This window comes from Streptomyces sp. NPDC060002 (assembly GCF_042737245.1).
Classification (GTDB): Bacteria; Actinomycetota; Actinomycetes; order Streptomycetales; family Streptomycetaceae; genus Streptomyces.
On the sequence record NZ_JBHWUW010000032.1, the window covers coordinates 18,041 to 45,006 of the forward strand.

Sequence of the window (26,966 nt, forward strand, 5' to 3'; positions counted from 1 at the left end):
TCCAAAATCAGGGGTCAAGGCCCGACAACGCGTCACACAACTACCAGACACGGACACGAGTCACGGCTGTAGTACAGGCCGACACGCTGGTGGAGGGCAAGGACGCGAGTGAGGACGGCGGCGTCTCGCGGGTGGTGACGTCGTACGACCAGTCGTCGGCGCGTATCGCGGCGTGGTAGCTGTCGGTTCCGAAGAGGACGGTGACGACGAAGTCGGAGGACGACACGGCTCCGGCGGATGAGCGCACGAGTGTGCGGACGGTCGACTTCGAGTACGACGACAAGGGGCGGCCGCACAAGGAGTGGACGGAGAAGGCGTCCACGAGCGGCGATCTGAAGCAGACCGTGACGACGGAGTACGGGTCGAGCGGTGAGGTGACGTCGGTTCTGAAGGAGGCGCCGGGTACCGCTTCGCGGGAGACGCGCTACGAGTACACGCCGCTGGTGTCGGGCTGGCCGAACGAGAAGATCTACCCGACGCAGGTGTGGTCCCCGCACAGTGACACGACGAAGCGGCCGAGTGTGTGGACGCTGACGCATCCCGGATACGGGCTCGCGGTGGCGACCGAGGACATCAACGGCGTCATCACCACGACGAAGTACGACGACCTGGGCCGGGTGGTGGAGACAACCCCGCCGGGCGAGTCCGCGATCACTACGTCCTACGCGAACCGCACGGACACCTACGGCGGCGTGAACGGCATGGTGGTGACCACCAGCTGCGGCCTCACGGGCACGAACCAGGAGGAGAGCCAGACCTTCAGCGACCGGATGGGCCGCACCATCAGGTCGACGTCGCGGGGCCTGGACGGCACATGGTCGGCGACGGACAGCCGGTACGACGTGCTGGGCCACGCTGTCGCGGTGAGCCGCCCGTACTTCGCGAGCGGATCCGCGCACGCGAGCGCCTGGACCACCACCGACTTCGACACCCTGGACCGCCCCACCCGCACCACCAACGCCGACAACACGTTCACCAGGGTGACCTACCCTTCGCCGTTCGAGACCCGGCACTTCGACGAGAACAACAACGAGTCCTTCACGGTCGCGGACCTCAATGGGCGCACCGTGACGTCCGGCACGGTGTCGGACAGCGGGGATGTGAAGGTCACGTTCAAGCAGGGCCCCAGTGGTGTCCTGGAGACGACGGATACGAAGAACACGACCACGTCGACGTACGACACGCTGGGCCGCCTCACCAAGTCGGTGGACGCCAACGCGGGGACGACCACGCACAAGTACAACGGCTTCGGTGACATCCGTGAGAACGGGCACTCGGAGACCAGCAACCGGCAGGTCCTCTCCTTCGACGACCTGGGCCGCACCACCACCGTCGAGGAGTACACCGGGCTGGCCATGACGGGCCAGAGCACAACGGTGTGGGACACCAGCGCGCACGGCATCGGGAAGGTCGACTACACCACCAGCCGCGACGGCATCAAGACCGCCTACCGCTACGACGTCAACGGCCGCCCCGCCGGAACGGACTACACCGACGGCAGCACCGTCTACAGCACCGACCTGACATACACCACTGTGGACCGTCCGGACACGGTCGCCTACCCGCAGGTTGCCGGGCGCACCGACCGGTTCACCGTCAAGTACCAGTACACCAGCTTCGGGCAGCTGTCCGAGGTCGGTGACAACAGTCCGGGCCGGGCCTACCGCAAGCTGTGGAAGACCAACGGCCTCGAGGCCGACGGCAGTCTCACTCAGGGCTCCTACGGCAACAATGCCATCACCACCGTCCGGGACTACTACCCCGACACCGGCAGGCTGAAGAAGACCACCGATACCAACAGCGCGAGCACCAAGCTCACCGAGACCGGCTACGAGTATTACGACAACGGAACGGTCAAGCGCCGCAACGACACCGTGGTCAACCACCGGGACGAGACCTACACCTACGACAAGCTCAACCGCCTCGACGGCTGGAGTCTCACCACCCCCTCCACCCTGTCCGGCCCACCACCTACAGCTACAGCGCCGGCGGCAACCTCAACCAGGTCAAGTTCAACGGCTTGGTCACCGAGACCAACCAGTACAAGGACACCGCACACCCCAACGCCGTATCCGCCCGCACCGCCGACGGCACCACCGACACCTACGGCTACGACAGCATGGGCCGGCAGCGGACCGGGGCCGGGCGGACCCTCACCTACGACAGCATGGCCCTGACTCCGAAGACCGTCGCGCAGGGCTCCACCACCTGGAACCTCACCTACACCGCCGACGGCCAGCGGTTCAAGAAGGCCGCCGGCAACACCGTCACCACCTACATCGGCGACCTCTACGAGAAGCGACAGACATCCTCCGGCACCACGCACGTCTTCCACGTCGCCGGCCCGCCCGGAAGCATCGCCCAGGTCACCTACAGCGGCACCAGCGCCGCCACCACCGAATACACCCTCACCGACCCCCAGGGCAGCACCGCCACCGTCACCAACAGCAGCGGCACCAGCCCCCAGCGCCAGTACTTCGACCCCTTCGGCAAGCGCACCGATGCCAACGGCCTGCCAGTCAACAACGGCCCCACCGGCATCACCCAGGGCTACACCGGCCACGAAATGGACGACGACTTCGGCCTCATCAACATGAAGGGCCGCCTCTACGACCCCAAGACCAAGCGCTTCCTCGCCCCCGACCCCCACATCACCAACCCCAACAACCCCCAGAACTGGAACCCCTACAGCTACGTCAACAACAACCCCGTCAACGCCACCGACCCCACCGGCTACGACATCAGTGCAAACGGCGGCGGCGTCGACGGCATCTCCACCTCCTACACCGTCCCCATGGCCCCCACCTACAACGCCGACCACGGCTTCGCCGACATCACCGGCAGCACGACCGTCACCCTCTACGGTGACGCCGCGATCTCCACTGGCGCCCTCTACGAACAAGCAGCCGCCACAGTTGACGCGGATGAAATGCAGCCGATGGAAGAAGTCTACGGAGAAATCCGGCAAGGCGGTCTCGAAATTGACCTGAGCCGTCGGCGCGAAGAAATGCCGGTCTACGGATTGCTCGAAGGTGAAGAATACCCGGACACCCCCCTCTGGAATGAGGCGCGATCAAACGCCAGAATCGGTAAACTCGGCGTGTATGCATTCGAACTACTGACCAGCGGACCCGTCACGGCAGCAGCCGCCGTGGCTGCAGTCGAGGCTGGCCCATACGTGCGGCAGGGGACTCCTCAAAGCACGTCCGACGTCACTTACAATGGCAATGGGACACTCAGCTCGAAGCACTGGGGTAAGCCCGCCTACGATGGTGCAGCCCTTGCCGGTGAAATAGAGAAAGCGGGCGGCAGCAGAATCTTTTACAACGGCGCGGGTATCGAATACAACGGTGGTCCCGGAACCGCGGCCGTGCGCACCACCGACGCCGGGATCATCGCCTTCGACGGCACAACAAACGCCAACGCCAACGCGTTCGTCGGGCACTGTTGGACCCGACACGGTCTACTCGGGTAACCACGGCACCACGCTGGGTACCCTGGGAAGTCCATTCTGCGTCAACCAGGATTGGAACTGGGGCGGCACAAAGGTCAACATGTGGGAGATGGATCAGAACGCGTGGAACACGCGGCCTGCCGGCAGCCAAATGCACGGCTGGTGCTTCAGCTCCTGCTTCAAGGGCAAACTCCCGGGTTAATCCGCCGCTTCAAAACGATAGAGACTGAACACCGAGTGGCCCGTCGAACCATCGGCGGGCCACTCAGCATCTTCGTGGAAGAGAACCTTAGTTGTGCGGGTGCTTGGGTGTGGTTTCGTATGTCAGGGCTTGGAGGAGCTCGGCGCGGCTATGGACCCCGATTTTGAGGTAGATGCGCTGCAGGTGGTTGTCGACTGTGCGGACGGAGAGCGTCAGGTGCTGCGATATGGCTTTGCTGGTTTTCCCGGCGGCGGCCAGCAGAGCGATCTCCTGTTCGCGTTTGGTGAGGGGTTCGGAAGTGCTGGCGATGGTGGCCAGGAGGGGGGTGCGGGCACCTTCGCATTGGTCGGCGAGGCGCGCGGCGCGAGTGGTGGCGGCCGTCGCTTTGCGGGAGTCTCCTCTGCGTTTCCAGGCACTGGCGGCCGCGGCTGCCGACTCGGCGGCCAGGACAGGTGTCCCCATGTGCTCGAGTTCTTCGGAACATGCCATGAGACGCTGCGGATCGTCGTCCGCCAGGGCGGTCACGAGGCGTGCGCGTGCGTGTGTGAGCGCGCCGTCGCTGTGGGAGGCGAGTTCGGACAGGCGGTCCTGGACTTTTTTTGGGTCGCCGAGGCGTGCGATCTCGGTGAGCAGAAGCACTTCGGAGATGAGGTGGCCGGTGCGCCGGGCTTCGTCGGCGGCAGTGTCCAGCAGGTCACGGGCGCGGCCGAGTTCGCCGCGAGCGACGTGCAGCCAGGCCATGCCGACCGCCTCTTCGCCGACCAGGGCGCCGCTCGGCCCGCTGGCTTCGAAGTCCGGGATGAGTGAGGTGGCTGTGTCCACGTCACCGACGAGCGCGGCGCAGGCCAACAAGCCCGACAGATGCATCCGGGCTACTCTGTCCAGCCGATGTGTGCGGGCTGTGGCGGCGGCCTCGGCGTACCAGCGGCGGGCGCTGACGGGGCGACCTGCCAGCCACTCCGCACGCGCGTTGTAGTAAGCGATGAATTGGCGGGCTACAGGAGAGTGCGCGGCCTGCAGGACGTCCGAGGCTCTGAGGGAGAGGTCGCGAGCCTGGTCGATCATCCCCATCTCCATGAGCGACAACGCGAGCGCCGCGAGTTGCATAGCCGGATGGGGAAGCAGCTTGCCTTCCCCGATCGTTTCATGGACGGACTTGGCGTGCTCGGCCAGAGACCGGGCCTGTCCGACGCTGCCGACGAAGGCCAGGCCAAAGGCTTTTGCACTGAGCGTGATCAACCAAACGTCCAGACCCTCCTGAGGCGGAGCGTCGGGCAGATCGTCGAGAATCCGGAGCCCCGAGACCGGCGCGCCTCCCACGGAGAGCATGCCCCCCTCCATGAGGCGGAACTGCTGGGCGGCGGTTGGGTCGGAGAGTGCGGAGCGCGCTGCGGCGAGGACAGCGAGTGCAGGTCCTGGGTCGGGCGTGGACCAGTAGAGGTTGGTACAGCGGGTCGTGGCCACAATGATCTTCTCGTGATCATTGCGGGCGTGGGCGTCGGCTTCGGTGAGGATGGCTTCGGCGCGTTCGAGTTGGCCGGTGTGCATAAAGGCTCGGCCGAGCAGGACACGGCTTTCCGTTGTGTGCTGGTCGGGTTTGATCGCGGTGAGCAGTTCGATGACTTGTTCGTTGTCGTTGGAGTTCATCGCGACTGTGGCGGCCCGCTGGAGAAGGGCGGGGTCGGCGGTGCCGGTGGCAGCCAGACGCCAGGAGGCGACGCGGAGGGCGTCGTCGCGGCGTCTGAGGCCGTGGGATTCAAGTCGTTCGGCCTGGCGCAGTGCGAGGTCGTAACGCTGGAGGGCGGAGGTGCCGACGGCGATGACTTCCCCGTACAGGGGATGGGCGAGGGTGACGGTCGTCCTGCGTTGGCGTGCGGAGAATCGGATGATGCCCGATCGCTCGAGGTGGTCCAGGACGGTGTGGTCGGCGAAAGTTTCGGCGTCGGAGAGGGAGAGGGCACCGCAGAAGGCGAGAGACTCGAGCAGAGGCCGCGCCGTCGGCGGTGAGAGAGCGATCCTGGTGGCGATCAGATCCCTGAGGTGCGGCGTGACCGGGAGGCGTTTCTCTGAGATCTCCCAGCTTCCGCCGTTGAGGCTGAGGGCCCCCTGATCCATGGCTCCGAGAACGAGCTCCCTCAGGAACAGGGGGTTTCCCTCGCTGGCGCTGAGCAGCGCATGGAGAGTCCGTCGGCTGACGGGGCCCTTGAGGACGCGTTGGAGGAGTTCTTCGACCTGGTTGCGAGCCATGTGGCCAAGGTCGGTGTGACGGATGCGATCGCCACGCTGCAGCAGCGCATGGATGGCGTCACTGGTCTGTTCACCGGTTCGGGCGGTGCCGATCAGGGCGATGGCTCCGGAGTCGAGGAGTTGGCCGAGCAGGACAGCGGACGAGTTGTCGAGCAGGTGCAGGTCGTCGACGAGTATGACGGTGGGCTTATGGTGTCCCGCCAAGGTCTGGGCGACGGCGCGAAAGCCACCACCGGGGTCGGTCATGTCGACGCCTGGAGGGAGGATGTGGGCGATAGCTCCGAGGGGTACTTGGGCGGCGGCTCGGCTGGCCACCGCTCTGGCGGTACGTCGTTTGCCGGCAGTGGCCAGGTCCAGGAACTCTTCCGCCAGGCGGGTCTTCCCCACCCCAGCCGGCCCGCTGACCAGCCAGCCGTGAATGTGGCCGGCGGAAAGATCCTGCCGGAAGGAGTCCAGGTGCGGTTGCCGCCCAACCAGTGGCCATCTGCCTTCCCAGCCTTGCATGCCATACCCCTCAAAGCCTGACAGATCACTCATGCTACCTGTGTGGTCACAGGGCTCGAGCGCCTGGGGGTAGCAGTTCGGTCTGGACACGTGCCCAAAAGAACTCCACCGAGACCGCGCGCCGAGTGCACGCGCGCCGCCTGCGGAGCCTTGTCGTCGAAGAGTATCTCCAGCAGTACAGTCCTCAGCCAGGGCGTGCAGCCGGGGCCCGGCTGAGACTTTGCGTCTCGGTTGGCCTTTTAGCGCTGCAGTTGGCCCGGCGGAGCATCATGGTCGACCTGCAGGGCGGAGAAGGCGTCGCTGACCCGGGGTTTCCGGGGTGTTGGCGGCCGTCCGGGCTCCGGTCGAGCACGCGTTCGTCTACCCGGAGAACCGGCGGCTTCTCGGCAAGGCCCGCACTGGCCGGAAGCGGCCGACCGCCCTGATCAGGGCCCTGGTGGTCTTGACGAACCGCGAAGTCGCCCAGTGACCGATGATCCTCACCGAACTCATCTACCCGCGGCCGGCACGAGTACCCCCACCCCCGCGCCCTCCAGTCCCATGATCAGCAGCTTCACGATGCACAGCGCTCAAAGGGCACGCTCGGGACGCAGCAGGTGGCTGGTGATCGCGAAGCGGCCCTGTTTGTTTGACCTTGACACGGTGATAAGGCCTTCACTGCTTGCCAAGGAGGTGGTCTCGATGACGACCATGAGACAGGACACGGATGCGATGCGAGCGCTCCAGGGGCTGGAGGACGACCATTCGTCCGTGCGACTGCGGGCGGCTCTGGCGGTCGGCACGACGCCTGACCCCCGCTTGGTCGACCAGCTCATCGAGCGATGCGCGATCGAGCCAGAGTTCCTCGTCCGCGACATGCTGACCTGGGCACTCACCCGCCACCCGATGTCCATGACGCTCCCCGCGCTGTTGCGCGAAGTCCGCTCGGAGCGTGCGCAGGCACGGAGCCAGGCACTGCACACACTGTCCAAGATCGGGAACCGGCAGGCGTGGCCGGCGATCACACGGGCGCTGTTGTCCGACACCGACGAAGAGGTGGCGCGGAGCGCCTGGCGGGCCGCGGTCGTGCTCGTGCCGCAAGGCGAGGAGCCCGCCCTGGCCGCGGTGCTGGCGACGCAGCTCGGGCGCGGTGAGCGGGAGACGCAGCAGAGTCTCAGCCGGGCGCTGGTCGCGCTGGGTGACGTCATTCTGCCGGCCCTGCGTCCAGCGACGACTGCCCCTGACCCGCGCGTGCGCGCGCACGCGCTCGCCACACAACAACTGCTGCGCGAGCCGGACGCCGGATTCGAGTTCGCGATCGAGGAGGCCAAGCGCGTCGTGGCCCTCGGCGGCTCCGGCCAAGAGGGACGATAGGAAGTGTTGATCGGTGAGGTGGCGCGACGGTCCGGGGTCAGCGCCCGCATGCTCCGGCATTACGAGTCGCTCGGCCTGGTGCGGCCTTCGGGTCGTACGGGCTCCGGCTATCGGGAGTACTCCAGCGAGGACATCCAGCGGATCTTCCATATCGAGAGCCTGCGGTCGCTGGGACTGTCACTGCGTGAGATCGGGCGCGCGCTCGACGATCCCGGCTTCACGCCCACGGCGCTCGTCGGCGACCTCATCCGTCAGACGCGCGAACGCATCGCGGCCGAGACCGAGCTGCTCACGCGGCTCCACCGGATCGACGCCGCGGAACCCGCCGGCTGGGAGGACGTCCTCCAGGTCGTCGCGCTCCTCCAGGCACTGGGGTCGAAGAGCGCCGATGCGCGCCAGCGCGCGGCCCTTTCCTCGGTCGACGAGGTTCCGGTGCCGGTGGAGGCCCTGGTCGAGGCGGCGCTGAGCGAGACGGAGCCGAACGTCGCCGGAGCCCTTCGCTGGGCGCTGGCGCGATCGGGCGACGGCGGCCCGGCACTGCTGGCGGAGGGCCTCGGCTCACCGGTGGCCGCGGTGCGGGAACGTGCTGTTCAGTCCCTCGCCGAGATGCCCGGTGGTGAGGCTACCGCGCGGCTGCGGGACGCTCTCGCGAACCCCGACGTCGTGGTCCGCGGGTATGCGGCTCTGGCGCTCGGGACACGTGGAGTGGCCGATGCGGTCCCGACGCTCATCGACATGATCGTGGAGGGAAGGAACGACACCGATGCAGCCGATGCACTGAGCGTGCTGGCGAGCGACACCGCAACGGCCGATCAGATCGCGACCAGACTCGTCGACCGCCTCGCCCACGACACCACTGAAGCGCCTGCACGCGGACGGCTGACCCAGGCGCTGGCGGACATCCCGGGGACCACAGCGTCACGTGCCCTCGTGGAGCTGTCGCATGACGAGGACCGTGCCGTTGCGCTGACCGCGGCGTACCTTCTTCAGCTACGCGACGCACGGTGACGGATCTCTCCTGGGGTGCCGCGTATGCGGCCCGCGGGGCGGAAGGTCCCGGACCTATCACCGTCCACCGAGGGGGGATGGGTGGCGCGCGCTGCGCGACCCGGCCTTGATCTGCTCGGTGAGTTCGGCGTCCCGGCGCACGCGTTCGCATGGCTCGCGCTCGGCACGGCGCCAACGGTAATAGGTGGGGGAGGCGATGGAGAGTTCCCGGAGTACGCACTCGACCCCCAAATGCGGGTGCTCGTCAAGGAGCGCCGTCACCTGGGCCGGGTCGGGTCGAGCTGCGCCGCGAAAACGCCGAAGCCGTCCGCAGGACCTCGTTCGCCCGCTTGAGCTGGACGTTCTCCTTGCGCAGCGCGGCGAGTTCGGCGCGTTCATCGGTGGTGAGCCGGCCAGCCCGCTCGCCGGCGTCGGCCTCGGCCTCGGCCTGGCGGATCCAGCCGCGCAGCGCCTCCGGACGCACGCCGAGATCGACAGCAAGCTTCTTGATCTGGGGCTTCGGGTCGAAGGTCCGCTACATCCGCACCGCAGGCTCACGCAACTCCAGCGAGTACTTTCCGGGGGCGGCCATGGTCGATGTTCCTCTCATGAGAACCATCTGATCCTCTGTCAACACACTCCGCATCTCGGGGGAACCTCAGTGCGGCGGGAGTGGGAGCCAGAAGACCTGATCGAGGTCTGGACGCTTCTTGAGGACGAGGTTGTACGGCTACGGAACAAGACCGGGGCGAACCGGCTGGGCTTCGCCATGTTGTTGAAGTTCTTCGAGGTCGAGGCGCGGTTTCCCGAGAGTGCGGGAGAGGTCCCGGCACCGGCGGTGGCGTACGTGGCCCAGCAAGTGAAGGTACCGGCCGAGGAGTGGGCCGCGTACGACTGGCAGGGACGGGCTATCACCCGGCACCGCACGGAGATCCGTAGGGCGTTCGGGTTCCGGGCGAGTACCGAGGAGGACCAGGACAGGCTGGCGGATTGGCCGGCCGCAGAGCTGTGCCCGGTCGAGCTCTCGCGCGAGCGCCTGATGGCGGCCGTGGTGGCCCGGTGCCGCAACGACCACATCGAGCCCCCGGACCCGGCGAAGGTTCAGCGGCTGGTGGGCCGGGCGGTCACGGACTTCGAGGCCCGTTTTTGCCGCAGCAGGGTGGAGCGGATCTCGAACGCGACGCGCTTACGCCTGGAGGGCCTGGTCACCGACGGCGAGGAGGAGAAGGACAAAGGAGGGGGCGGCGCCGCTGTGGGCGGCGGGCGGTCGCACTTCGCCGAGTTGAAGGCGGACCCGGGGGCGCCGGGCCTGGAGAGCGTGCTGGCGGAGGTGAACAAGCTACAGCGAGTGCGGAGGCTGGAGCTTCCCGCGGACCTGTTCGCGGACGTGTCGGAGAAGCTGGTGGATGCGTGGCGGGCGCGGGCGTCGAAGGAGTACCCGGCGAACCTGGAGCGGATTAGGCGCTGTTTCTCGGATCATGTGCGGAGCCAAATCAGGAGGGCTGCGAGGGTGACGGTGCCGAGGTAGATGCAGGCGCGTTTCTCGTAGCGGGTGGCGACCGCGCGGAAGTTCTTCAGCCGGTTGATGGCACGTTCGACTGTGTTGCGTTTCCTGTAGCGCTCGCTGTCGAAGCCGGTGGGCCGGCCGCCTCGGGAACCTCGATTCCGTCGGTGTGTCTGCTGGTCGAGACGTTCCGGGATGGTGTGCCGGATGCCGCGTCGTCGCAGGTAACGGCGGTTGCTGCGGGATGTGTAGGCCTTGTCCGCCAGGACATGGTCGGGCCGGGTGCGAGGCCGTCCGACTCCGGCCCGGGGCACGCAAATCTGCGCCAGCACACGCTCGAGCTGAGGGCCGTCACCGTAGTGTCCAGGTGTCAGGACGAAGGCGAGTGGCCGGCATCGTCCGTCGGCGACGAGGTGGATCTTGGTGGTGAATCCTCCTCGGGAACGTCCCAGACACTCGCCGATCTGACCACCTCCTCCAGCCGGACGGCCAGTTTCCGCAACACCGGATCGACCCGGTTCGTCCCCCGACCGGGCCCCCTTTGAGGGATCGCGGCGGGCGGCGCGTGCCTTGCCCCGGCGGCGTGATGGTGGGCCCGCACCGCTGTCGAGTCCACCGACACGTCCCGGTCGACCCCACCGGCAGCGTCCTCGGCGGCCTGGATGCGAGACAGGAGCATCTTCCACGTGCCATCCGCCGACCAGCGGCGATGCCGTTTATAGACCGTCTCCCACGGCCCGAACCTCTCCGGCAGGTCACGCCACTGCACACCCGTCCGCACCCGATAGAGAACCCCGTTGATCACCCGACGGTGATCACTCCACCGACCCCCACGCGCACCACCACGAGGCAAGAACGACTCCAGCCGATCCCACTCCGCATTCGTCAGATCCCCACGACCCATACAACCAGCCTGATCCCAACACCCCACTCACGTCAGGAGATCCGAGAAACAGCGCCTAAGCGCTGTCCCGTAAATGATCTCTAACGTGCTGGATGGCCTGGCTTTTCTCCGTCACCCGGCGAGGGTGAGGTTGTGCAGGCGGGCGATGCCGAGCATGGCGTGGTGGACGCCGTCGCCCTTGAGGCGGCAGTCGCGGAGGATCTTCCAGGTCTTCATGCGGGCGAAGGCGTGCTCGACGCGGGCGCGGACTTTGCGGTGCGAGGTGTTGTGTTCCTCTTTCCACTCGGGGAGTTCGGCCTGGCCGGGTTCGCGGCGGTGCGGGATGACCAGACCGGTGCCGCGGTAGCCGCCGTCCGCGATGACCGTTGTCTTGCCGACGGCGTCCTTCGCGCCGGACAGTTCCCACGCCTTGCAGTCGTTGCGGTTGCCGGGCAACGGGCGGCCGACGGCGACGACGAGCCGGGTGTTGGCGTCGATGACGACCTGGTGGTTGGTCGAGTAGCGGTAGTTCTTCGACTGCTCGGCGACCCGGTGATCGCGGGTGGGGACCAGGGTGCCGTCCACGATCAGCACGGCGTCCTTGCGGAACCGCCTGCGTTGCTGGAGGGCGAGCGCCGGTCCGAGGTGGTCGATGATGCGGTCGGCGGCCGACTTCGACACCCCAAACAGCGGGGCCAGTTGGCGCAGCGTCAGGTTGGTCCGCCAGTAGGCGGCGACCAGCAGCACACGGTCCTCCAGCGGCAGGCTCCACGGCCGGCCCTTGCGCACCGGGTCCGCACCCTCGCGCCGCAGCGCGGTGATCAGCTTTCCGAACTGACGCGGGCTCAGCCCGGTAAACGGGGCTATCCAGGACGGCTCCGACGCCGTGATCACACCAGCCACAGCGAGATCATTTCAGTTGCCGTCGCCCTTCCCTCAGGCCGATCCTGTGGGCTCGGTCAACGAGGAGGACACGTGGGGCTCGTTCTGTTCCCAGGAGACGACGACACCAGCAGCCCAGACGTGTCCTGGTCCTACACCGGCTTTGGAGTGTTCCGGCGGTGGCTGGCGCAGGCCGAGGGGTTCGAACTGAACGAGATGGACGGCTTCGGTGGACAGCGCTCCTGGAAAGACGTCTCCACCACCCTGGCACCACTCCTCAATCATCCCGACGACGACGGCCCGGACCTCACGCCGGCCCAGTGCGCGGCGATCCTGCCCCGCCTGCAGGAGATCGCCGACCAACCTCAAGAGGGAAACATGGACCCGCTCCTCCAGCGGCACCTCGACGACGCCCGCCAGTTCGTGGCCGTCCTGCACCTCTGCATCGAGAAGGACGTCGACCTCCTCTTCGGCTGACGTCAGCCGACGCCAACGGCTCACTGTGACCAGCAGTTACGGTACAACTCTTAGGTTGGCTGACGTGAACGCGCGGGGGCGGAGTTACCGATATGTCGGACCGGTTGAGCTGAAGGCTGCGGTGCGGCCCGGTGACGGCGGCCGTCGGATCGGCTCGGCGGCTGACTTCGGTGGCTGGATCGTGGAGCAATCGGCGGCGGAACTGACCGAACCGTTCACCTTCGTGATCGATATGGACGGTGTGCTTCGGCTGGCCCCGCGGCGAAGTGAGCACGTGGCCTGTGCCGGCGGAGACATGGTTCTGAGTGCCGGCGAGATCAGCTTCATGCGCGAGGCAGGCCGGTGGACCGTGAGCGAGGTCAGCAACCAGTCCACCGGGAACACCTGACGGCTGGGCCGCCCTCCGGCTTGGGTCCACATCGGTCGGGTGGGGACACCAATCGCTCGTCTCATCTGCTGCACGGACGAGCCAGTTCACGGCCCTTTACTGAGGGCTAATAGTCGCCAAGATTCGGTGAAGGTTCCTGGGCTCGAGAACGTGACCAGAGCGGCGTTCGCGCGCCGCCAGCAGGGGTCGGGAATATCCGAAGAGTCCGATTTCCGGGGGTGTCACTTCCTGCGATTAAAGGGCGGTACCCAGGTGATGGAATTGACCTGCGTGCCGGTGGGCGGGCCCGCGAGGGAAGCAGCGAGGGCGGAATCGTAAATTCCGGGGGTGGCGGGTTCTGGCCGTTTATGCCGGATCGTAGAGATTAGTGATCGATCGATTCACAGTTTTCTCATAGTGTGCAGATGATCTACCCACGTAGCGACGGCAGTGTGCCTTGACGCTGCGCCATCCCTTGACGGCCCGACCTGATTGGCAGGAAACTTGAGTAAGTTCGCATTACGCCCGCGGTGGAGAGTAGGTGCACCGGCTCTGGCAGCCGCTGCGATCCTGATAGCCGCGCCTGCGGCGGCAGCATCGCCCACGCCCTCTGTGACTCAGTCGCCTGTGTCGACCGGCACCAGCACACCTCTGCCTTCTCCGCTGCCGCCTGGTTTCGAAGATACGGAACCTGCAACGCCCACTCGCGATACCCCGTCGCCTTCAGGTCCGGCCTCGGTGACCAAGCCAACGAATCCTCCACTGCCACCGTCGGGCGACGAATTGAAGGCGACGCCTGAGGAGATCGCCGAGGCCAGGGCTGCGGAATCCTACTGGACGCCCGAGCGCATCGCCGAGGCCGTCCCGGTGGAGTCAGGCAAGGCGGCGGACGGAGCGGGAGATGGCAGCGCAGTCGCGGGTGGCGATGCTTCGCCTGGCAAGACGCTGCGGGCACCTTCCGCCTTCGACAAGAAAGGCGTGGCTACCGCTGGCGTATTCCTCATCAGTGATGACGACGACCCTCAATCGGATCCCGGAAACCGGGACCAATTCTGTTCCGCCTCGTCTGTCGCCTCCCCGACGAAGTCCCTCATCATCACCGCAGCTCACTGCCTCAACGACAACGACCGTTTCAAAAACCTGGCGTTCGCACCCGGCTGGAAGCCGGACCCGGCACACCCCGGTCACGGCGTCGCCCCGTTCGGAATATTCCCCATCAAAAAGGGAAAGATTTGGATCGACGGCCGATACCTGTCCCAGGGGCCGGCCAAGGCCGACGACCTTGATTTCGCCTTTCTGAGGTCGGGGCCGAACTCCAAGGGAGAGTTCCTGGAGAACGCCACGGGTATGGGGAACGAACTCGTCACCCTTCATTCCGCGCAGCTCAGCCAGCGAAATGTCACCCTCATCGGATTTCCCGGGGGCTCAAAAGCTCCGCTTGTCTGCCCTTCCACCACAACCAAAGGCTTCGACGGCCGATTCCTCGAGATAGCCTGCGACAGCTTCGCCCCGGGTGTTTCCGGCGGTCCTTTCCTGCGCAACTTCGACGGCAAGCGCGGCGACATTATCGGTGTCATCGGCGGCTACAAGACAGGCGGGACCCGGGACGACATCTCATACTCCTCGCAGTTCGACTCAGACGTGGTCCGCCTCTACAACCAGGCGGTCAACGATTACCAGCCGGATACGCCAAAGGGTTCCGACGGCCTGGGGGATTCGAAGCTGTGGCGGCACGCGATGGCCGCTACCTCCGGCACGTTCCACACGGAGTCGCAGAAGTTCGGTGACTCTGACTTGATCGTCAGGTGGAGCGACGGTGAGATGACCCTCTACCCGGGTGACCAGAACCAGGGTTTCTACACCGGTTGCAAAGCCGGACAGCCCTGCGAGGTGCAACTGGCTGAGCCCAATGATCTATGGAGCGAATACGCCGATATTATCACCGCCGGCGACTATACCGGATCAAATGCCTACGATCTGATGGTTAAATGGGTGGACGGGGAGGTGACCATCTATAAGGACATCGATCAAAAGACGAAACTGCCCACATCGCTGGACCAGCATCCGGCAAATGAGATCAAGGTGGCCCCAGCCAAATCAATCTGGAAGAATGCGAAGGGTATCGCCACGGGAAAGTACGGGGGCAACAAGTGGTCCGACGATCTGGTCGTGCGCTGGATTGACGGTGAGGTAACCAAGTACACCAACGTCGACGGCAGCGGATTCCACGCAGAGACGCAGCTCATGCCGAAGAACAGTCTGTGGGCGGACAGCGCCGATCTCATCACCGGAGGCGACTTCGATGGGGATACCAGTGACGCCAACCCGAACTATGATCTCTTCGTGAAGTGGGCCGATGGTAAACTGACGGTCTACCAGGACGTCGGCACTCAAGGACTGAACAGCGGGTCCACGGTACTCGCAGCGAACAGCACCTGGACCCATGCCCGCGTGGTCGCAGCCGGCGAGTTCGGTGCCAACGACTGGGAGGACGACCTCTTCGTGCGCTGGTCCGACGGCGAAGTGTCCATGTACGGCAATACGCAGGCCGACGCACTTGGCCGCGAGTACCAGCTTGTCCCGCCGCCGGCTGGCTTCGCCGCCCCGAGGACCCGCTCGGACGACCCCTGCGCCCGGGTCTGCGGTCCCGAACTGTACCGACGCAGTACCCGCTAGCGTCCCTCTACGGGTGGTGCCGCCTCGGGCGGCACCACCCCCGCCCTACTCGACTGGAGCCTCATGCGCGCACGCCGTCCCCTCATCTTCATCCTCCTCCTCTCCGTTGCAGCACTGACAGGAGCCTGCGCGGAGCAGGGGCGGGAACCGGACCAGCCCGGAAACGGAAAAAGCAAGTCCACATCTCCACCTCTCACATGGGACGGCAAGGAAGATGTGGAAGAGGCGATGCAGCGCGCGGCACGTGCTCTGAACACAGTCGAATCCGAGAGCGCTTTCCGGGAGGACTCGGGCACGACAACCTTGGCCAAGGGACTGAGCAGGACCTTCAAGACGCAGAGCCAGAAGCCCTATACCTTCGACATCTCCTGCCAGACTCCCTCAGCGCACACTCTCACGCTGACCCTGATGCGGGGCGACGCGGCGAACGAGTGGGACGTGGAGTGCGGCGACCGCGAAGCGGACCAGTTCAACATCCCGGCCGGCACCCCCTTCACCGCTCGGACCACTCCCGCGGGCGGACAAGCTGAGGGGATCATCAGCTGGCGGCTCAACACCATCGGAGCCGAGGACGTACAGGACTGCACAGACGACATCACAGGATGCGAGAGCTGAGCGACGGTAGCTCACCGTCATAGGGCGTCCGGTTACGCTCACGGGCCGCCCGACGTCACCGCCGCTCGACGATCAGCCCGTCGGCATCCTCAGGAGGGCTCAGCGCTCGCAGCGATGGGTCATGGCTGGAGGAACGCAAGGTGATCTCCTGGACCGGGAGATGCTCGTATACACAGAGCGCGGTCCCTGGGCGCAGACGGCGAACCGAACGCCGACGCATTCGGATGCCGTCCTCCTCCGCCAGGATGCGACCCACCAAATCCATGGTCAGGGGGTCTCGGTTGCCTGGCAGCACCATGAGCGCGGAGTGATTGGTCATGATGCTGCGCGCGCGGTACTCGTTGTATGTGGCGGTGAGTTGCGCCATGTCGTGGAAAACGGAGACTAAGGGTTGTCCCGTAACCCCCAGGAGTTGCGCCACGGCCCTTTGGCCACGAGGGTCTCAGGCTTGGCCGTGGCTCCCTGAGGCATTGCAATCACGCTGCTGGGTGCTGGACGACTCCCGCCACTGGTCCACCACGTCGTCCACTTCATCCAGGGCCGGATCGCGACTTCCGCTGGACGCGTAGGCCGGTGACCGGTCAGCGCGTAGTGGCAGATGTGCGCAGTACCAGGCCCGCCGGGCACCGGCTATCTCTGCGGTCGTGCCCGTGCGGAGATAGCCGAGCAATGCTGTCATGACCCTGCGGCGCCCGAATGCATAGAGCGCCGGTTCGACGAACCAGCGGCAGAAGCTTGGGTCCGGGTCGTAGACAGCAGCAGCCATCAGCGGATCGAAGAACTCCTCAGACAGAGTGGCGCGTTCCAGCAGTGGCCTTCGTGCGGCTCCGGCCAGGTGCCGCGCACGTCGGTCTTCAGGCACGTCGGCCGCAGCCTCAAGTTCCAGCAGGCGAGCCACTTCGGCTGCGCATGCAAGGAATGTACGTGTGGATGCCTCGTGGCGGTCACCTTCACTCATGGCAGGATTCTCGACCACGGGCCTGAGCGGAAGTGGCCGCATGGGCGAGATGATCTCGATGTGGCTGGTGTGATCACGGCGTCGGAGCCGTCCTGGATAGCCCCGTTCTCCGGGCTGAGCCCGCGCGCCTTCGGGAAGCTGGTGACAGTGCTGCGTCGTTCAGGTGCGGACACGGCCCGCAAGGGGCGGCCGTGGAGCCTTCCGCTGGAAGACCGGACCCTCCTGGTCACGGCCTACTGGCGAACCAACCTGACCATGCGGCAGCTCGCCCCGCTGTTCGGGATCTCGAAGTCGGCGGCGGATCGGATCATCGACAACCTTGGACCGATGCTCGCGCTCCAGCCCCGCAAGCGGTTCGCGAAGGACACCGTGCTCATCGTGGACGGCACCCTGGTCCCCACCCGGGATCACACCGTCGCCGAGCGGTCGAAGAACTACCGGTACTCCACCAACCACCAGGTCGTCATCGACGCCGACACCCGCCTCGTCGTCGTGGTCGGCCAGCCACTCGCCGGGAACCGCAACGACTGCAAAGCGTGGGAGGAGTCCGGCGCCAAGGCCGCCGTCAGCGGAACGACCACGATCGCCGACGGCGGCTACCCGGGCACCGGCCTGGTCATCCCGCACCGCCGCAAGCGCGGCCAGAGTGAACTCCCGGACTGGAAGGAGGAACACAACAAGTCTCACAAGCAGGTCCGGGCCCGCGTTGAGCACGTCTTCGCCCGTATGAAGACCTGGAAGATCCTCCGCGACTGCCGTTTGAAGGGGGACGGCGTCCACCACGCCATGCTCGGCATCGCACGGATGCACAACCTCGCCCTCGCCGGATAGGTAAGCGGGTCACATTGCGGCCAACCATGCCCGAGACGACTCGTAGATCATTTGCGGGACAGCCCTTAGGTATGGGTGTGGGGGCGTCAGGGTTACCAAGATCGGCACTGCCGTCCGTCTCTGCATCTCCTCCGGTTTCTTGTCCCTGCTTAGCTTCCGTGTGGCGATTGGCTTCAACTGAGCTCGTGGCCTGGGGTTTGGGCTTTGCGCTGAGACGTGTGGTGTTTCTACTGTTGGCGTTCGTGATCCTGAACTTCTTCTCGCCTTGGGGCTGGGAGTCCTGGGACGTCGAGCATCGGCCGTTGATCCCTGAGGGGATGCCCGTGCTCATTGACAACGGTCTGTGCTTGGAGGATGGCCCGGCTGCGCCGCGTCCGACGGCGGTGGTGAACCGGTGGTTGCGTGAGCTCCCGGCCAGCGGGGCGCCGGCGCCGAGCTCGTGGGAGAACTAATCACGGGTGGTCAAGGCGTGGATGGGATGGAGTTCCTGGTCGAGCACGGGGTGGGTCTGCCGGGGCGCTTGCGGCCCCTGCGTGACCGGGACGCTGCCGAGACCGGGTGAGCTGTCGAGCGACCAGCAGCCGTCCGGCCGGCTCGGATAGCGCCGAGGTGACGCCACGAGTGATCGCGCAGACGCTGCCCTTGGGACAGTGTGTGGACCACCCGGGCACGGTTGAAGCCTGGACCAGCTGGTCCGGGCTCACACGCATCCCTCTCAGTCAGGGTCGGGCGTAAATACTCAATTCCTCCCCCCGAGGCTTCCGGTGTAATGGTTGGCGCTGTGCCGGACATTTCCTGGTGACGGCTGTTCCAGAAGGGGCGCGTATGGCGGGTCGGGAAGGTCCGCAGGAGTGGCGCGGGTGGCTCGAGGCCTTGTATGAGGCTCATGCCGACCGGGTGATGGGTTATCTGTTGCACCGCACAGATCGTGAGACTGCGCAGGAGGTTGTGTCGGAGACGTTCCTGCTGGCCTGGCGCAAGCAGAGGTCGGTACCGCACGATGCGCTGCCGTGGCTCCTTGCGGCGGCGCGCCGCCTGCTGGCCAACCGGGTGCGCTCGGACCTGCGGCGGCAGGCGCTCTCGGAACGAATACAAGCGACGATGGACCGCCTTCCGTCGGTGGCGTTCGAGGACAGTGTCGGAGACCGCGAGCACGTGTTCCGGGTGTTGATGCTCCTGTCCGAGGCCGACCGCGAAGTACTGCTGCTCGCCGGGTGGTCGAGTTCGAGCGCCGACTCCAGGTACTTCAGGACACTGGCGAGATCCCCGACCGTCGCGAGGAGCAGATCGTCCGGCTCAAGGCAGAGAACAACAGACTCGAGGAACGGCTGGACCAGTCAGAACAGAGGAACGACGAGCTCTCGGAGTTCCGCACCCAGGCCCCGGCCAGGCTCGCCGCACAGCACGAGGAGATTTGTCCGGCTCCGTGAGACAGTCACCGCAGCCACCCGCATCACCCATCTCTCAACAGGCCGAACCAGCACAATCGGGTCCTGCAGTCGACCTCGGCCTCATTCTCTACACTTTCTCGGATGCCCAAGGACTCCATGCTCGCCCCCATCGTCGTCAACCACGATCCCGCCTGGCAGGCTCGAGGAATCGTCCTCGCCGATGAACTGCACTCCGCACTCGCGCCACTGGCACTGCGCGTCGACCACATCGGCAGCACAGCCATTCCCGGCATGGCAGCCAAGCCGGTCTTTGACCTGCAAGTCAGCGTCAAGGACCTGCAGCAAGTCGAGCGCGCATTCGATCAGACACTGGGCGACCAAGGATTTCAGCGATCCGCCTATCAGCACGACCACGTCCCCGCTGGCCGCGACGACGACCCGGAACGCTGGACGAAGAGACTGTGGTCACGACGCGGGCACTCAGGTGGGGACATCAACCTGCACGTTCGCCTCCTCGGCTCTCCCAACGAGCGACTCGCTCTGCTGTTCCGCGATTGGTTTCGAGTCCATCCCGAGGCAGTCCCCGCCTATGCCCGTTTCAAATACGTCCTCGCGGACACCGTCAGCGACACAGGCACTTACGCCGATGTGAAGGACCCCGTCGTCGACCTCGTCATCGCGGTCGCCGAGTCCTGGGCCGCCGCGGCCAACTGGATGCCACACACCAGAACGGGCCCCAGAGCGTGATCCCCACGACAGCAGTCCTTTGCCTGTAGCTGTCGGTGGCAGTAGGCGTGTACGAGGCGAAGGTTCTTCTTCTCGTCCGATCCACCGTCGCGCCGGTACACGAAGTGGTGTTTGTTCAGCGCCTTCTTGGAGGCGGCGAACCATTCGATCCACTCGCGGGGACTTTCCGGCTCGTACTCCGCGCCGGGGATGAGCGCCTGGTGGCAGAGCGGGCAGAGCCCTTTCTGCCGGAACGCCAGGGACAGGCTGACCTTGTCCATGGGCGGCGGCGTCTTCTTCCGGCGGCGGGTGTCCCAGTACCTGATCAGCGCCGGGTCATCCGGGGATGCCCGGTATTTGATCAGGACGTGGCGGAATAGTTTGGTCCAGGCGAATTTGGTCAGGTGCATACCGGTGACGCGGTCACCGAACACCCACTGGTCGTTTCTGGACCTGCTGAACTTGCCGAAGTACCGCTTGACGATCCAGTTCTTCGGCTTCTTCGGGTGGTTACGCTTGGCCCACCGATAGGTGAGCTTGAAAACGTAGTGGTCCAGTGCGGCAAATGCCTTGCTGGACACCACCGTCCGGTAGTAGGCCGACCATCCTCTGACGATGGGGGTCAGCCTGCGAATGACGGCTTCCTCGTTGGCCCCGTTCAGGGCCGTCATTTCGGCCTTCAGTTTCGCCCGGACCCTCTTGATGGCCTCCTTGCTCGGTTTGACGATGGTCTTGCTCTTGTATCGTCTGACGTTGAACCCCAGAAAATCGAACCCCTCGGAGAGGTGGACGATCCTCGTCTTCTCCTCGTTGAAGCGAAGACCTCGTGGGGCCAGCCACCTACCAAGCAGATCCTTGACTTGTTTTGCCTGTTCCTCGCCGTGGCACAGCGCGACGAAGTCATCTGCATATCTGACAAGGATCGGGGTGCCCTTGGCGGCGATCGGGTCTTTCTTCCGACCGGCGCTTTGATAACGGCACCCGGCGGCCTCTTCCATCCCGTGCAGTGCAACGTTCAGCAGCAGAGGACTGATCACCCCACCTTGCGGGGCCTTGCGGGGTTCCTTCCTCAGTCGGTGCATACCGTCCGCTCTCCAGCACCCCGGCCTTCAGCCATTCCCGTTCCTTTTCGGGGAACTGCCCGATGGCATCCAGCAGGTGGTCACGGCTGATGCGGTCGAATGCCGCTGCCAGGTCCGCATCGAGGACCCACATGCGCTTCGCGTCCTTGCGGGCGGTGGCGCCGAAGATGGCCTCGATCGCGTCGTGGCAGCCCCGGCCGGGGCGGAAGCCGTACGACCTCGTCTCGAACCGGGCCTCCCACTCGGGCTCCAGCGCGTTCTTCACGCGGGCCTGGAGGGCCCGGTCACGAATCACCGGAATACCGCTGGGCCGCCAGCTCGCCCCGCGCCTTGGGCGTGAGAGCGATCTTTCCGTCAATTCCTGCGGTCTTGCGCCCTGAGCTCTGCTGCGTCACTCGCTTCACGCTCACCAGCGTGTTGCTGAGAGAGCGCAGCATGAGCTTTTGCAGATTGCGGACCTTCTTCAGGTCCCCTTCCTGCGATGCCTTGAAGATCCTGCGTCTCAGTCGCCGTACTTCGTCCTCGCACCCGGCCCAGTCGATGCTGTGCCAGTCGACGACGCTGCCCTCCGGTCCGTTCACCAAGGCAGCGGAGTTCGCGGCCACGGCCTGGTGCCCCACCTATTCCCCCTGGTGTCTAACTTGTCCTTCGGTTCCGGTCTCATTACGCGTGAGTCTTCAAAGACTCACCCGACCCACGTCAGCGCTCTTTTGAGCCGGACCACAAGGGCCCGTATCCGGCGGGTTATTGCGGCGACAGAACAGGAGTACTGCCGTGATCCGTCTTTTCCCTGGACTTTCGACCTACCGGCCTTCGCTTCTTGGGTCATCCTGTTACCGCTGAGGGGTTGGGCCCTCCTTGCGGTCGGCTTACCAGCCGTCTCCGGCTGGACCTCGACGGGGTTTCCACGTTCCGCACCATCAAGATGCGACTGGAGTAGGGCGCTCCCTTCACCCCGGGACCAGTGGTGTCCGGCCCCTGCCAAGCGATCCGCAGGGGTCACCGTCCGCCTCTCAGCGTCGGGTCCTATGACTGCCGTCTGCATCACCATCGCGCAGTCTGATAGTCACGAGGCATTATCGGGAGTTCACTTGCGTTCGCCCGTCCAGTCTTTCCCTTACTTGTTGCCGCCCGATGGCCGGGCAGCTCTGGAGCGTGAACACCCAACTTCACACCCTGCCGTTACCGGCAACGCATGTGGGCGCGGGAACGGGCCTGGACACTGGCCCGAGCCGTATCTCCGATATCTTTCCTATTCGAAATACGGCCACTTGAATGGAGCGACCTCGTGTCGCACTCGCTTGGTTCTCGCGGATCAGCTGCGTGGAGAGCTGGTGGTGGAACTCGCGGCGCGCGTCGGTCACCTTCGCGCGGGCGACCTTCAGGCGGGCCTTCTCCCGGTTCTTCGATCCCTTCTGCTTACGGGACAGGTCCCGCTGGGCCTTCTTCAGTACCTGTTTCACCGCTGCGCCGGGTTGCCGGAGGGCGGCACGTCCGGTGCGGACCGCGCCGCGAGGGCGAGGAATTCGGCCAGGTGGATCGCCTTCGCCCGGGAGCGGCGGCGGCGCAGGCCCTGCTGCACCTGCCGCAGGCAGCCGGGGTTGACGGTCACCACGTAGTCGACGTCGGCCTGCTCGGCCTCGTCCAGCTTCGGTTGGAGCACCTTCTTGCTGTCCTCCGGCCTGAGCATCGCGTACGTGCCTGCCGCGCCGCAGCACTTGCCGGCGCTGGGCAGTTCCACGTAGTCGGCGACGGCGGCGATCAGCTCCCGGGGCGGGCGGGTTACTCCCATACCGTTGCGCAGATGACAGGAGTCCTGGAGCGCCGCGCGCGCCCGGCGGCCGTTCACCGTCACCTGGCCGACGGGCTGGTGCCCCTTGGCATCGAGGTACTCGCTCAACTCCCGCACCCGGTCCCGGCCCAGGTGGTGCGCGAGGTGTGCCGCGCAGCCGCCCGCCGTGGTGAGGATGGTGCCGGGCAGCTGTTCGCCGAGCGTGCGGGCCAGTTCGGCGCCGGTCTCGGAGTCCCCGTTGTGCGCGTGGAGCGCACCGCAGCAGCCCTGCCGGGCGGGCACGGTGATCTCCGGGCAGAGCTGCTGTGCGGCCCGGGACACCCCGGGGTACAGGCCGCGTTCGATGCAGCCGAGCATCAGCGCCACCTGCGGTCCGACCGCCTGCTGCGCAGAGGAGTCGTCCGCGGACGCCTCCGCCGGGTCGGGACCGGCCGTCGCCGGCGCTGACTTCGCCGTACCACGGGCGTGCCGTCGTACCAGCCCCTGGAGCCGCAGCAGACTTGGCCGGGACACCAGCGCCATCAGGGCGCGGGCGATCCACGGCCGGTTCGGACCGCTCCACTGGTGGTCACGCCACTGCTCCAGTAGTTGTCCGTACTCCACGCCCGCCGGGCACACCGTCTCGCAGGCCCGGCAGCCCAGGCAGAACGACGACTCCTCGGCCAGCGTGGGGTCGTCGGGGGCGAGGTCGCCGGCCTCCAGCGCCCGCATCAGGGTGATACGGCCGCGCGGGGAGGAGGTCTCTTCGCCGGTCAGGGCGTACGTGGGGCAGGCGGGCAGGCAGAACCCGCAGGAGATGCAGCGGTCCAGCAGCTCCTTGTCGAAGATCCCGAGGCCCGGCCTCGGCCCAGGCGCGGGTGCGGGGGCGTGGCCGGTCGGGTTCACGATGGGGTTTTCGGTCATGATCCGAGCTTTCCGGGGTTGAGGATGCCTGCCGGGTCGAAGGCCCGCTTGATGCGGCGCAGCAGAGCCATCTGGTCTTCTCCCAGCCGATCGGTGAGGTAGGGCAGTTTGGCGGCGCCCACGCCGTGCTCGCCGGTGATGGTGCCGTCCAGCGCGATGGCGTTCGCGAAGATCTCCGCGAACGCCTTGTGGGCGCGCTCGGTGCCGTCTTCGTCGTCCGGGTCCAGCACGCAGGTCGGGTGCAGGTTGCCGTCCCCGGCGTGGCCGAAGGTGGCGATCCGCAGGCCGTAGCGGTCGGCGATCTCGTCGATGTGGTCCACCATCTCGGCCATGCGGTGCCGCGGTACGGTGGCGTCCTCGAGGATCGTCAGTGAGCCGAGGCGGGACAGGGCGGGCAGCGAGCAGCGCCGCGCCGCGAGCAGCGCGTCGGCGCGGGCCACGCTCTCCGCGAGGGTGACCTCCAGGGCGCCCGTCTCGGCGCACACGTCCTGGATGCGGGCGAGGTTGCCGGACACGGTGGCCGGTGAGCCCTCGTCGCCGAAGATCAGCAGAGCGCCCGCGTCGCCGCGCAGGCCCAGCCCGGCGAACTCCTCGACCGCCGCGATGCACTTGCGGTCGAGGAACTCCAGCGTGGCCGGGACGATCCCGGCGGCGATGACGGCCGCGACGGCGCGGGAGGCGTCGGCGAGCGAGTCGAAGTACGCCACTCCCGTGCCGGTGTCCGCGGGTGCGGGGAGCAGGGCCACGGTGACCTCGGTGATCACCGCGAGGGTGCCCTCGGAGCCGGTGAGCAGACGGGTCAGGTCGTAACCCGCGACGTCTTTCCACAGTCTGCCGCCGGTGCGGAGGATCTCACCGGTGGGCAGCACCGCCTCCAGACCGAGCACGTAGTTGCGGGTGACGCCGTACTTCAGGCCGCGCAGGCCGCCGGCGCAGGTGGCCACGTTGCCGCCGATCGTGGAGACGGTGCGGCTGCCCGGGTCGGGGGCGTAGAGCAGCCCCTGGGCGGCCGCGGCGTCCGCGAGCGTTGCGGTGGTGACACCGGTCTGCGCGCGGGCCAGCAGCTCATCGGAGCTGATCTCCAGCAGCTCGTCCAGCCGGGTCAGCACCAGCACGATGCCTCCTTCCAGCGGGACGGTGCCGGCGCACAGGTTGGAGCCGGCACCCCGCGGCACCACGGGGATGCCGCGGGCGGTGGCGTACCGCAGCACGGCGGCCACCTCCTCGGTGCTGCCGGGCAGCACCACGGCCTGCGGGCGCGCGGTGAACAGCGGGGTGGCGTCGCGGGCGTAGGCGGCGAGCGCGCCGTCGTCGACCCGGACGTGGCGCTCCCCGACGATGGCCGCGAGGTCCCTGGCCAGATCGGTTGCGGTCGGCATCAGCCCACCACCATCCAGCCGAGGACCGGGGTGGACTGCAGGTAGACGAGGACGCAGACCGCGACGAGCAGGCCCAGGCCCCAGCCGACCACCTTGCGGAACAACTCGCCCTCGCGGCCCTCCAGGCCGACGACCGCGGCGGCGATGGCCAGGTTCTGCGGGGAGATCATCTTGCCGAGGACACCACCGGTGGTGTTGGCGGCGCTGAGCAGGTAGGGGGACATGCCGGTCTTGTCGGCCGCGGTGACCTGGAGCATGCCGAACAGGGAGTTGGCGGAGGTGTCGGAGCCGGTCACGGCCACGCCGAGCCAGCCGACGACGGGGGAGAGCAGGGCGAACGCGCCGCCCGCCTGCGCCAGGAACAGGCCGAGGGTGACGGTCTGGCCCGACAGGTTCATCACGTAGGCCAGGGCGAGCACCGCCATGACGGTGACGACGGTCCAGCGGAACTGCCGCACGGTGTTCGCGTAGGACCCGGCCGCGCGGCGGACGCCGATGCCGTAGAGCACGGCGGTGAGCAGGCCGGCCAGCAGAAGGATCGTTCCGCCCGCGTTGAAGATGTTGAAGTTGAAGGTCAGCGTGGACAGCGGCTCGCCCTTGGCATTGACCACATCCAGGCCCGGCCAGGCGAACTTCCAGCCCGAATGTGCCTCCAGCCAGGTCTTGACGGGACCCGAGGTGGCCACGGCGAAGAGGGCGACCACGATCAGGTACGGCGCGAAGGCCTTCAGCGCGGAGCCCTCACCGGTCTGCCGGCGTCGCAACACCGCCTCCGAGGCGCCGGTCTCGATGGACTCGCCAGCGATGACCGGAGTCGTCCGCTGGGCGGCCAGCACCTCCGAGGGCTGCCACACGCGCAGCGTCGCCAGCACCGCCAGCGCGCCCGCGAAGGCCGCCACGATGTCGGCGATCTCGTACGACAGGTAGTTCGCGGTGACGAACTGGGCGCCGGCGAAGGCGAGACCACCCACCAGGGCGACCGGCCAGGTCTGCCGCACGCCCCGCCGTCCGTCCACCATGAACACCAGGATCAGCGGCACGAACAGCGCGATCAGCGGGGTCTGACGCCCCACCATCGCGCCGAGGTCGGCGGCTTCCAAACCGGTGATCTTGCCCAGGGTGGTGATCGGGATGGCGATGGCGCCGAAGGCCACGGGAGCGGTGTTGGCGACCAGGGAGACGGCGGCGGCCTTTATCGGGCGCAGTCCCACGGCCATCAGCATCACCGAGGAGACCGCGACCGGTGTGCCGAAGCCGGCCAGTGCCTCGAGCAGGGCGCCGAAGCAGAAGGCGATGATCACGGCCTGGATGCGCTGGTCGCCGGAGAGCGATCCGAAGGCACGGCGCAGGACCGCGTCCCAGCCGGTGATCTCGGTCATCTTGTAGATCCACAGTGCGTTCAGCACGATGAAGACGATCGGGAAGAGGCCGAACGCCGCGCCCTCGCTCGCCGCGAGCGCGGCCTGCCCGACGGGCATCGAGTAGGCCAGGACCGCCACCGCCAGGGCGACGCCCAGCGAGACGAGCGCGGCCTTCCACGCCTTCCAGCGCAGCCCGCCGAGCAATACGAAAAGCGTGACCAGGGGAAGCGCCGCGCACAGGGCACTCCACCCGAGAGAGTCCCCTACGGGGTCGAAGATCTGTTGGTATCCGGCCATGAAAGCGTCCTTGCCTCGTCCGTTGCCATTCTGTGACCCCCGTCACCCCTGACTCCCGGGTTGGTCGATTGTCAGACAATCGCTCATGCCTGTCA

The 26,966-nt window shown here is 66.5% G+C and carries 22 protein-coding genes and 4 pseudogenes; 13 read left to right on the plus strand and 13 right to left on the minus strand.

All coding sequences use genetic code 11. From position 1 onward, the window contains the following. The first annotated feature begins 200 nt into the window (after positions 1 to 200). Together ACFWBD_RS25635 and ACFWBD_RS25640 are read left to right on the plus strand one after the other, a co-directional pair. Positions 201 to 2,177: a hypothetical protein gene (locus tag ACFWBD_RS25635; RefSeq protein WP_385671105.1), complete on the plus strand. Its 1,977-nt coding sequence runs from the start codon at positions 201 to 203 to the stop codon at positions 2,175 to 2,177. After that, complete coding sequence (locus ACFWBD_RS25640; RefSeq protein WP_385671292.1) at positions 2,168 to 3,475, plus strand: RHS repeat-associated core domain-containing protein; 1,308 nt, start codon at positions 2,168 to 2,170, stop codon at positions 3,473 to 3,475. Before ACFWBD_RS25635 ends, ACFWBD_RS25640 begins: the two co-directional genes overlap by 10 nt. A 268-nt stretch (positions 3,476 to 3,743) precedes the next feature. Here ACFWBD_RS25640 and ACFWBD_RS25645 read toward each other — a convergent pair whose 3' ends face one another. Further along, entirely contained in the window at positions 3,744 to 6,440 is a 2,697-nt protein-coding gene (locus ACFWBD_RS25645; protein WP_385671108.1) for a LuxR C-terminal-related transcriptional regulator, read from the minus strand. Positions 6,441 to 7,088: 648 nt separating this feature from the next. On the opposite strand from ACFWBD_RS25645, the gene ACFWBD_RS25650 reads away from it, so the two are divergent. Both ACFWBD_RS25650 and ACFWBD_RS25655 read left to right on the plus strand, forming a co-directional pair. After that, the gene (locus ACFWBD_RS25650; RefSeq protein WP_385671295.1) at positions 7,089 to 7,760 is read left to right on the plus strand and encodes a HEAT repeat domain-containing protein; all 672 of its coding nucleotides are present in this window, start codon (positions 7,089 to 7,091) and stop codon (positions 7,758 to 7,760) included. Positions 7,761 to 7,763: 3 nt separating this feature from the next. Further along, entirely contained in the window at positions 7,764 to 8,768 is a 1,005-nt protein-coding gene (locus ACFWBD_RS25655) for a MerR family transcriptional regulator (protein WP_385671111.1), read from the plus strand. Positions 8,769 to 9,036: 268 nt separating this feature from the next. Here ACFWBD_RS25655 and ACFWBD_RS25660 read toward each other — a convergent pair. Next, a pseudogene (locus ACFWBD_RS25660) lies at positions 9,037 to 9,267 on the minus strand (transposase); the annotation flags it as partial. A 141-nt stretch (positions 9,268 to 9,408) separates the two neighbouring features. On the opposite strand from ACFWBD_RS25660, the gene ACFWBD_RS25665 reads away from it, so the two are divergent. Beyond that, positions 9,409 to 10,275: a DUF4158 domain-containing protein gene (locus tag ACFWBD_RS25665; protein ID WP_385671114.1), complete on the plus strand. Its 867-nt coding sequence runs from the start codon at positions 9,409 to 9,411 to the stop codon at positions 10,273 to 10,275. Here the strand turns inward: ACFWBD_RS25665 and ACFWBD_RS25670 are convergent. Together ACFWBD_RS25670 and ACFWBD_RS25675 are read right to left on the minus strand one after the other, a co-directional pair. Next, positions 10,224 to 11,155, minus strand: a protein-coding gene (locus ACFWBD_RS25670; protein WP_385671117.1) for an IS5 family transposase whose coding sequence is annotated in 2 segments (ribosomal slippage) — positions 10,224 to 10,805 and positions 10,808 to 11,155 — 930 coding nt in all. Because the reading frame shifts where the segments join, the coding sequence is not laid out codon by codon here. The two genes, ACFWBD_RS25665 and ACFWBD_RS25670, sit on opposite strands and share 52 nt — an antisense overlap. Positions 11,156 to 11,266: 111 nt before the next feature. Further along, positions 11,267 to 12,037 (minus strand): transposase, encoded by a 771-nt coding sequence (locus ACFWBD_RS25675; RefSeq protein WP_385671119.1) that lies wholly within the window; start codon positions 12,035 to 12,037, stop codon positions 11,267 to 11,269. Between the two features lie 72 nt (positions 12,038 to 12,109). Between ACFWBD_RS25675 and ACFWBD_RS25680 the strand changes: the two genes are divergently transcribed. From ACFWBD_RS25680 to ACFWBD_RS25695, 4 genes and pseudogenes are all read left to right on the plus strand, one after another. Then, the gene (locus tag ACFWBD_RS25680) at positions 12,110 to 12,493 is read left to right on the plus strand and encodes a hypothetical protein (RefSeq protein ID WP_385671121.1); all 384 of its coding nucleotides are present in this window, start codon (positions 12,110 to 12,112) and stop codon (positions 12,491 to 12,493) included. A 121-nt stretch (positions 12,494 to 12,614) separates the two neighbouring features. Continuing rightward, positions 12,615 to 12,872: pseudogene (locus tag ACFWBD_RS25685) on the plus strand (hypothetical protein); the annotation flags it as partial. 726 nt (positions 12,873 to 13,598) lie between these two features. Beyond that, entirely contained in the window at positions 13,599 to 15,536 is a 1,938-nt protein-coding gene (locus tag ACFWBD_RS25690; RefSeq protein WP_385671123.1) for a trypsin-like serine peptidase, read from the plus strand. Between the two features lie 63 nt (positions 15,537 to 15,599). Beyond that, positions 15,600 to 16,151 carry a hypothetical protein gene (locus ACFWBD_RS25695; RefSeq protein ID WP_385671125.1) on the plus strand — a complete coding sequence of 184 codons (552 nt, stop codon included), beginning with the start codon at positions 15,600 to 15,602 and terminating at the stop codon, positions 16,149 to 16,151. Between the two features lie 55 nt (positions 16,152 to 16,206). Here the strand turns inward: ACFWBD_RS25695 and ACFWBD_RS25700 are convergent, their stop codons facing one another. Both ACFWBD_RS25700 and ACFWBD_RS25705 read right to left on the minus strand, forming a co-directional pair. Beyond that, complete coding sequence (locus ACFWBD_RS25700; protein WP_385671127.1) at positions 16,207 to 16,518, minus strand: hypothetical protein; 312 nt, start codon at positions 16,516 to 16,518, stop codon at positions 16,207 to 16,209. 75 nt (positions 16,519 to 16,593) lie between these two features. Then, positions 16,594 to 17,109 (minus strand): hypothetical protein, encoded by a 516-nt coding sequence (locus ACFWBD_RS25705; protein ID WP_174855793.1) that lies wholly within the window; start codon positions 17,107 to 17,109, stop codon positions 16,594 to 16,596. Between the two features lie 60 nt (positions 17,110 to 17,169). On the opposite strand from ACFWBD_RS25705, the gene ACFWBD_RS25710 reads away from it, so the two are divergent. From ACFWBD_RS25710 to ACFWBD_RS25725, 4 genes and pseudogenes are all read left to right on the plus strand, one after another. Beyond that, positions 17,170 to 17,940 (plus strand): transposase, encoded by a 771-nt coding sequence (locus ACFWBD_RS25710; RefSeq protein ID WP_385671132.1) that lies wholly within the window; start codon positions 17,170 to 17,172, stop codon positions 17,938 to 17,940. A gap of 825 nt (positions 17,941 to 18,765) precedes the next feature. Beyond that, positions 18,766 to 18,990: pseudogene (locus ACFWBD_RS25715) on the plus strand (RNA polymerase sigma factor); the annotation flags it as partial. A gap of 164 nt (positions 18,991 to 19,154) precedes the next feature. Further along, positions 19,155 to 19,370, plus strand: a complete 216-nt coding sequence (locus tag ACFWBD_RS25720) for a hypothetical protein (RefSeq protein WP_385671135.1) — start codon at positions 19,155 to 19,157, stop codon at positions 19,368 to 19,370. A gap of 102 nt (positions 19,371 to 19,472) precedes the next feature. Beyond that, positions 19,473 to 20,078, plus strand: coding sequence for a GrpB family protein (locus ACFWBD_RS25725; RefSeq protein WP_385671138.1), 606 nt, complete (start codon positions 19,473 to 19,475; stop codon positions 20,076 to 20,078). Here the strand turns inward: ACFWBD_RS25725 and ACFWBD_RS25730 are convergent. The 7 genes and pseudogenes from ACFWBD_RS25730 to ACFWBD_RS25760 form a co-directional block, all read right to left on the minus strand. Further along, positions 19,970 to 21,055 (minus strand): group II intron reverse transcriptase, encoded by a 1,086-nt coding sequence (locus ACFWBD_RS25730; protein WP_385671141.1) that lies wholly within the window; start codon positions 21,053 to 21,055, stop codon positions 19,970 to 19,972. The two genes, ACFWBD_RS25725 and ACFWBD_RS25730, sit on opposite strands and share 109 nt — an antisense overlap. Then, on the minus strand, positions 20,958 to 21,434 hold the full coding sequence (locus ACFWBD_RS25735; RefSeq protein WP_385671144.1) for a reverse transcriptase/maturase family protein: 477 nt from the start codon (positions 21,432 to 21,434) through the stop codon (positions 20,958 to 20,960). The genes ACFWBD_RS25730 and ACFWBD_RS25735 overlap by 98 nt, the downstream gene beginning before the upstream one ends. After that, the gene (locus ACFWBD_RS25740) at positions 21,424 to 21,744 is read right to left on the minus strand and encodes a reverse transcriptase N-terminal domain-containing protein (RefSeq protein ID WP_385671147.1); all 321 of its coding nucleotides are present in this window, start codon (positions 21,742 to 21,744) and stop codon (positions 21,424 to 21,426) included. Before ACFWBD_RS25740 ends, ACFWBD_RS25735 begins: the two co-directional genes overlap by 11 nt. 669 nt (positions 21,745 to 22,413) lie before the next feature. After that, positions 22,414 to 22,590: pseudogene (locus ACFWBD_RS25745) on the minus strand (transposase); the annotation flags it as partial. 8 nt (positions 22,591 to 22,598) lie between these two features. Beyond that, positions 22,599 to 23,834, minus strand: a complete 1,236-nt coding sequence (locus ACFWBD_RS25750) for a (Fe-S)-binding protein (RefSeq protein WP_385671150.1) — start codon at positions 23,832 to 23,834, stop codon at positions 22,599 to 22,601. Then, positions 23,831 to 25,213 carry an FAD-binding oxidoreductase gene (locus tag ACFWBD_RS25755; RefSeq protein WP_385671153.1) on the minus strand — a complete coding sequence of 461 codons (1,383 nt, stop codon included), beginning with the start codon at positions 25,211 to 25,213 and terminating at the stop codon, positions 23,831 to 23,833. The genes ACFWBD_RS25750 and ACFWBD_RS25755 overlap by 4 nt, the downstream gene beginning before the upstream one ends. Further along, positions 25,213 to 26,871: an L-lactate permease gene (locus ACFWBD_RS25760; RefSeq protein ID WP_385671156.1), complete on the minus strand. Its 1,659-nt coding sequence runs from the start codon at positions 26,869 to 26,871 to the stop codon at positions 25,213 to 25,215. Before ACFWBD_RS25760 ends, ACFWBD_RS25755 begins: the two co-directional genes overlap by 1 nt. Between the last annotated feature and the right edge of the window lie 95 nt (positions 26,872 to 26,966).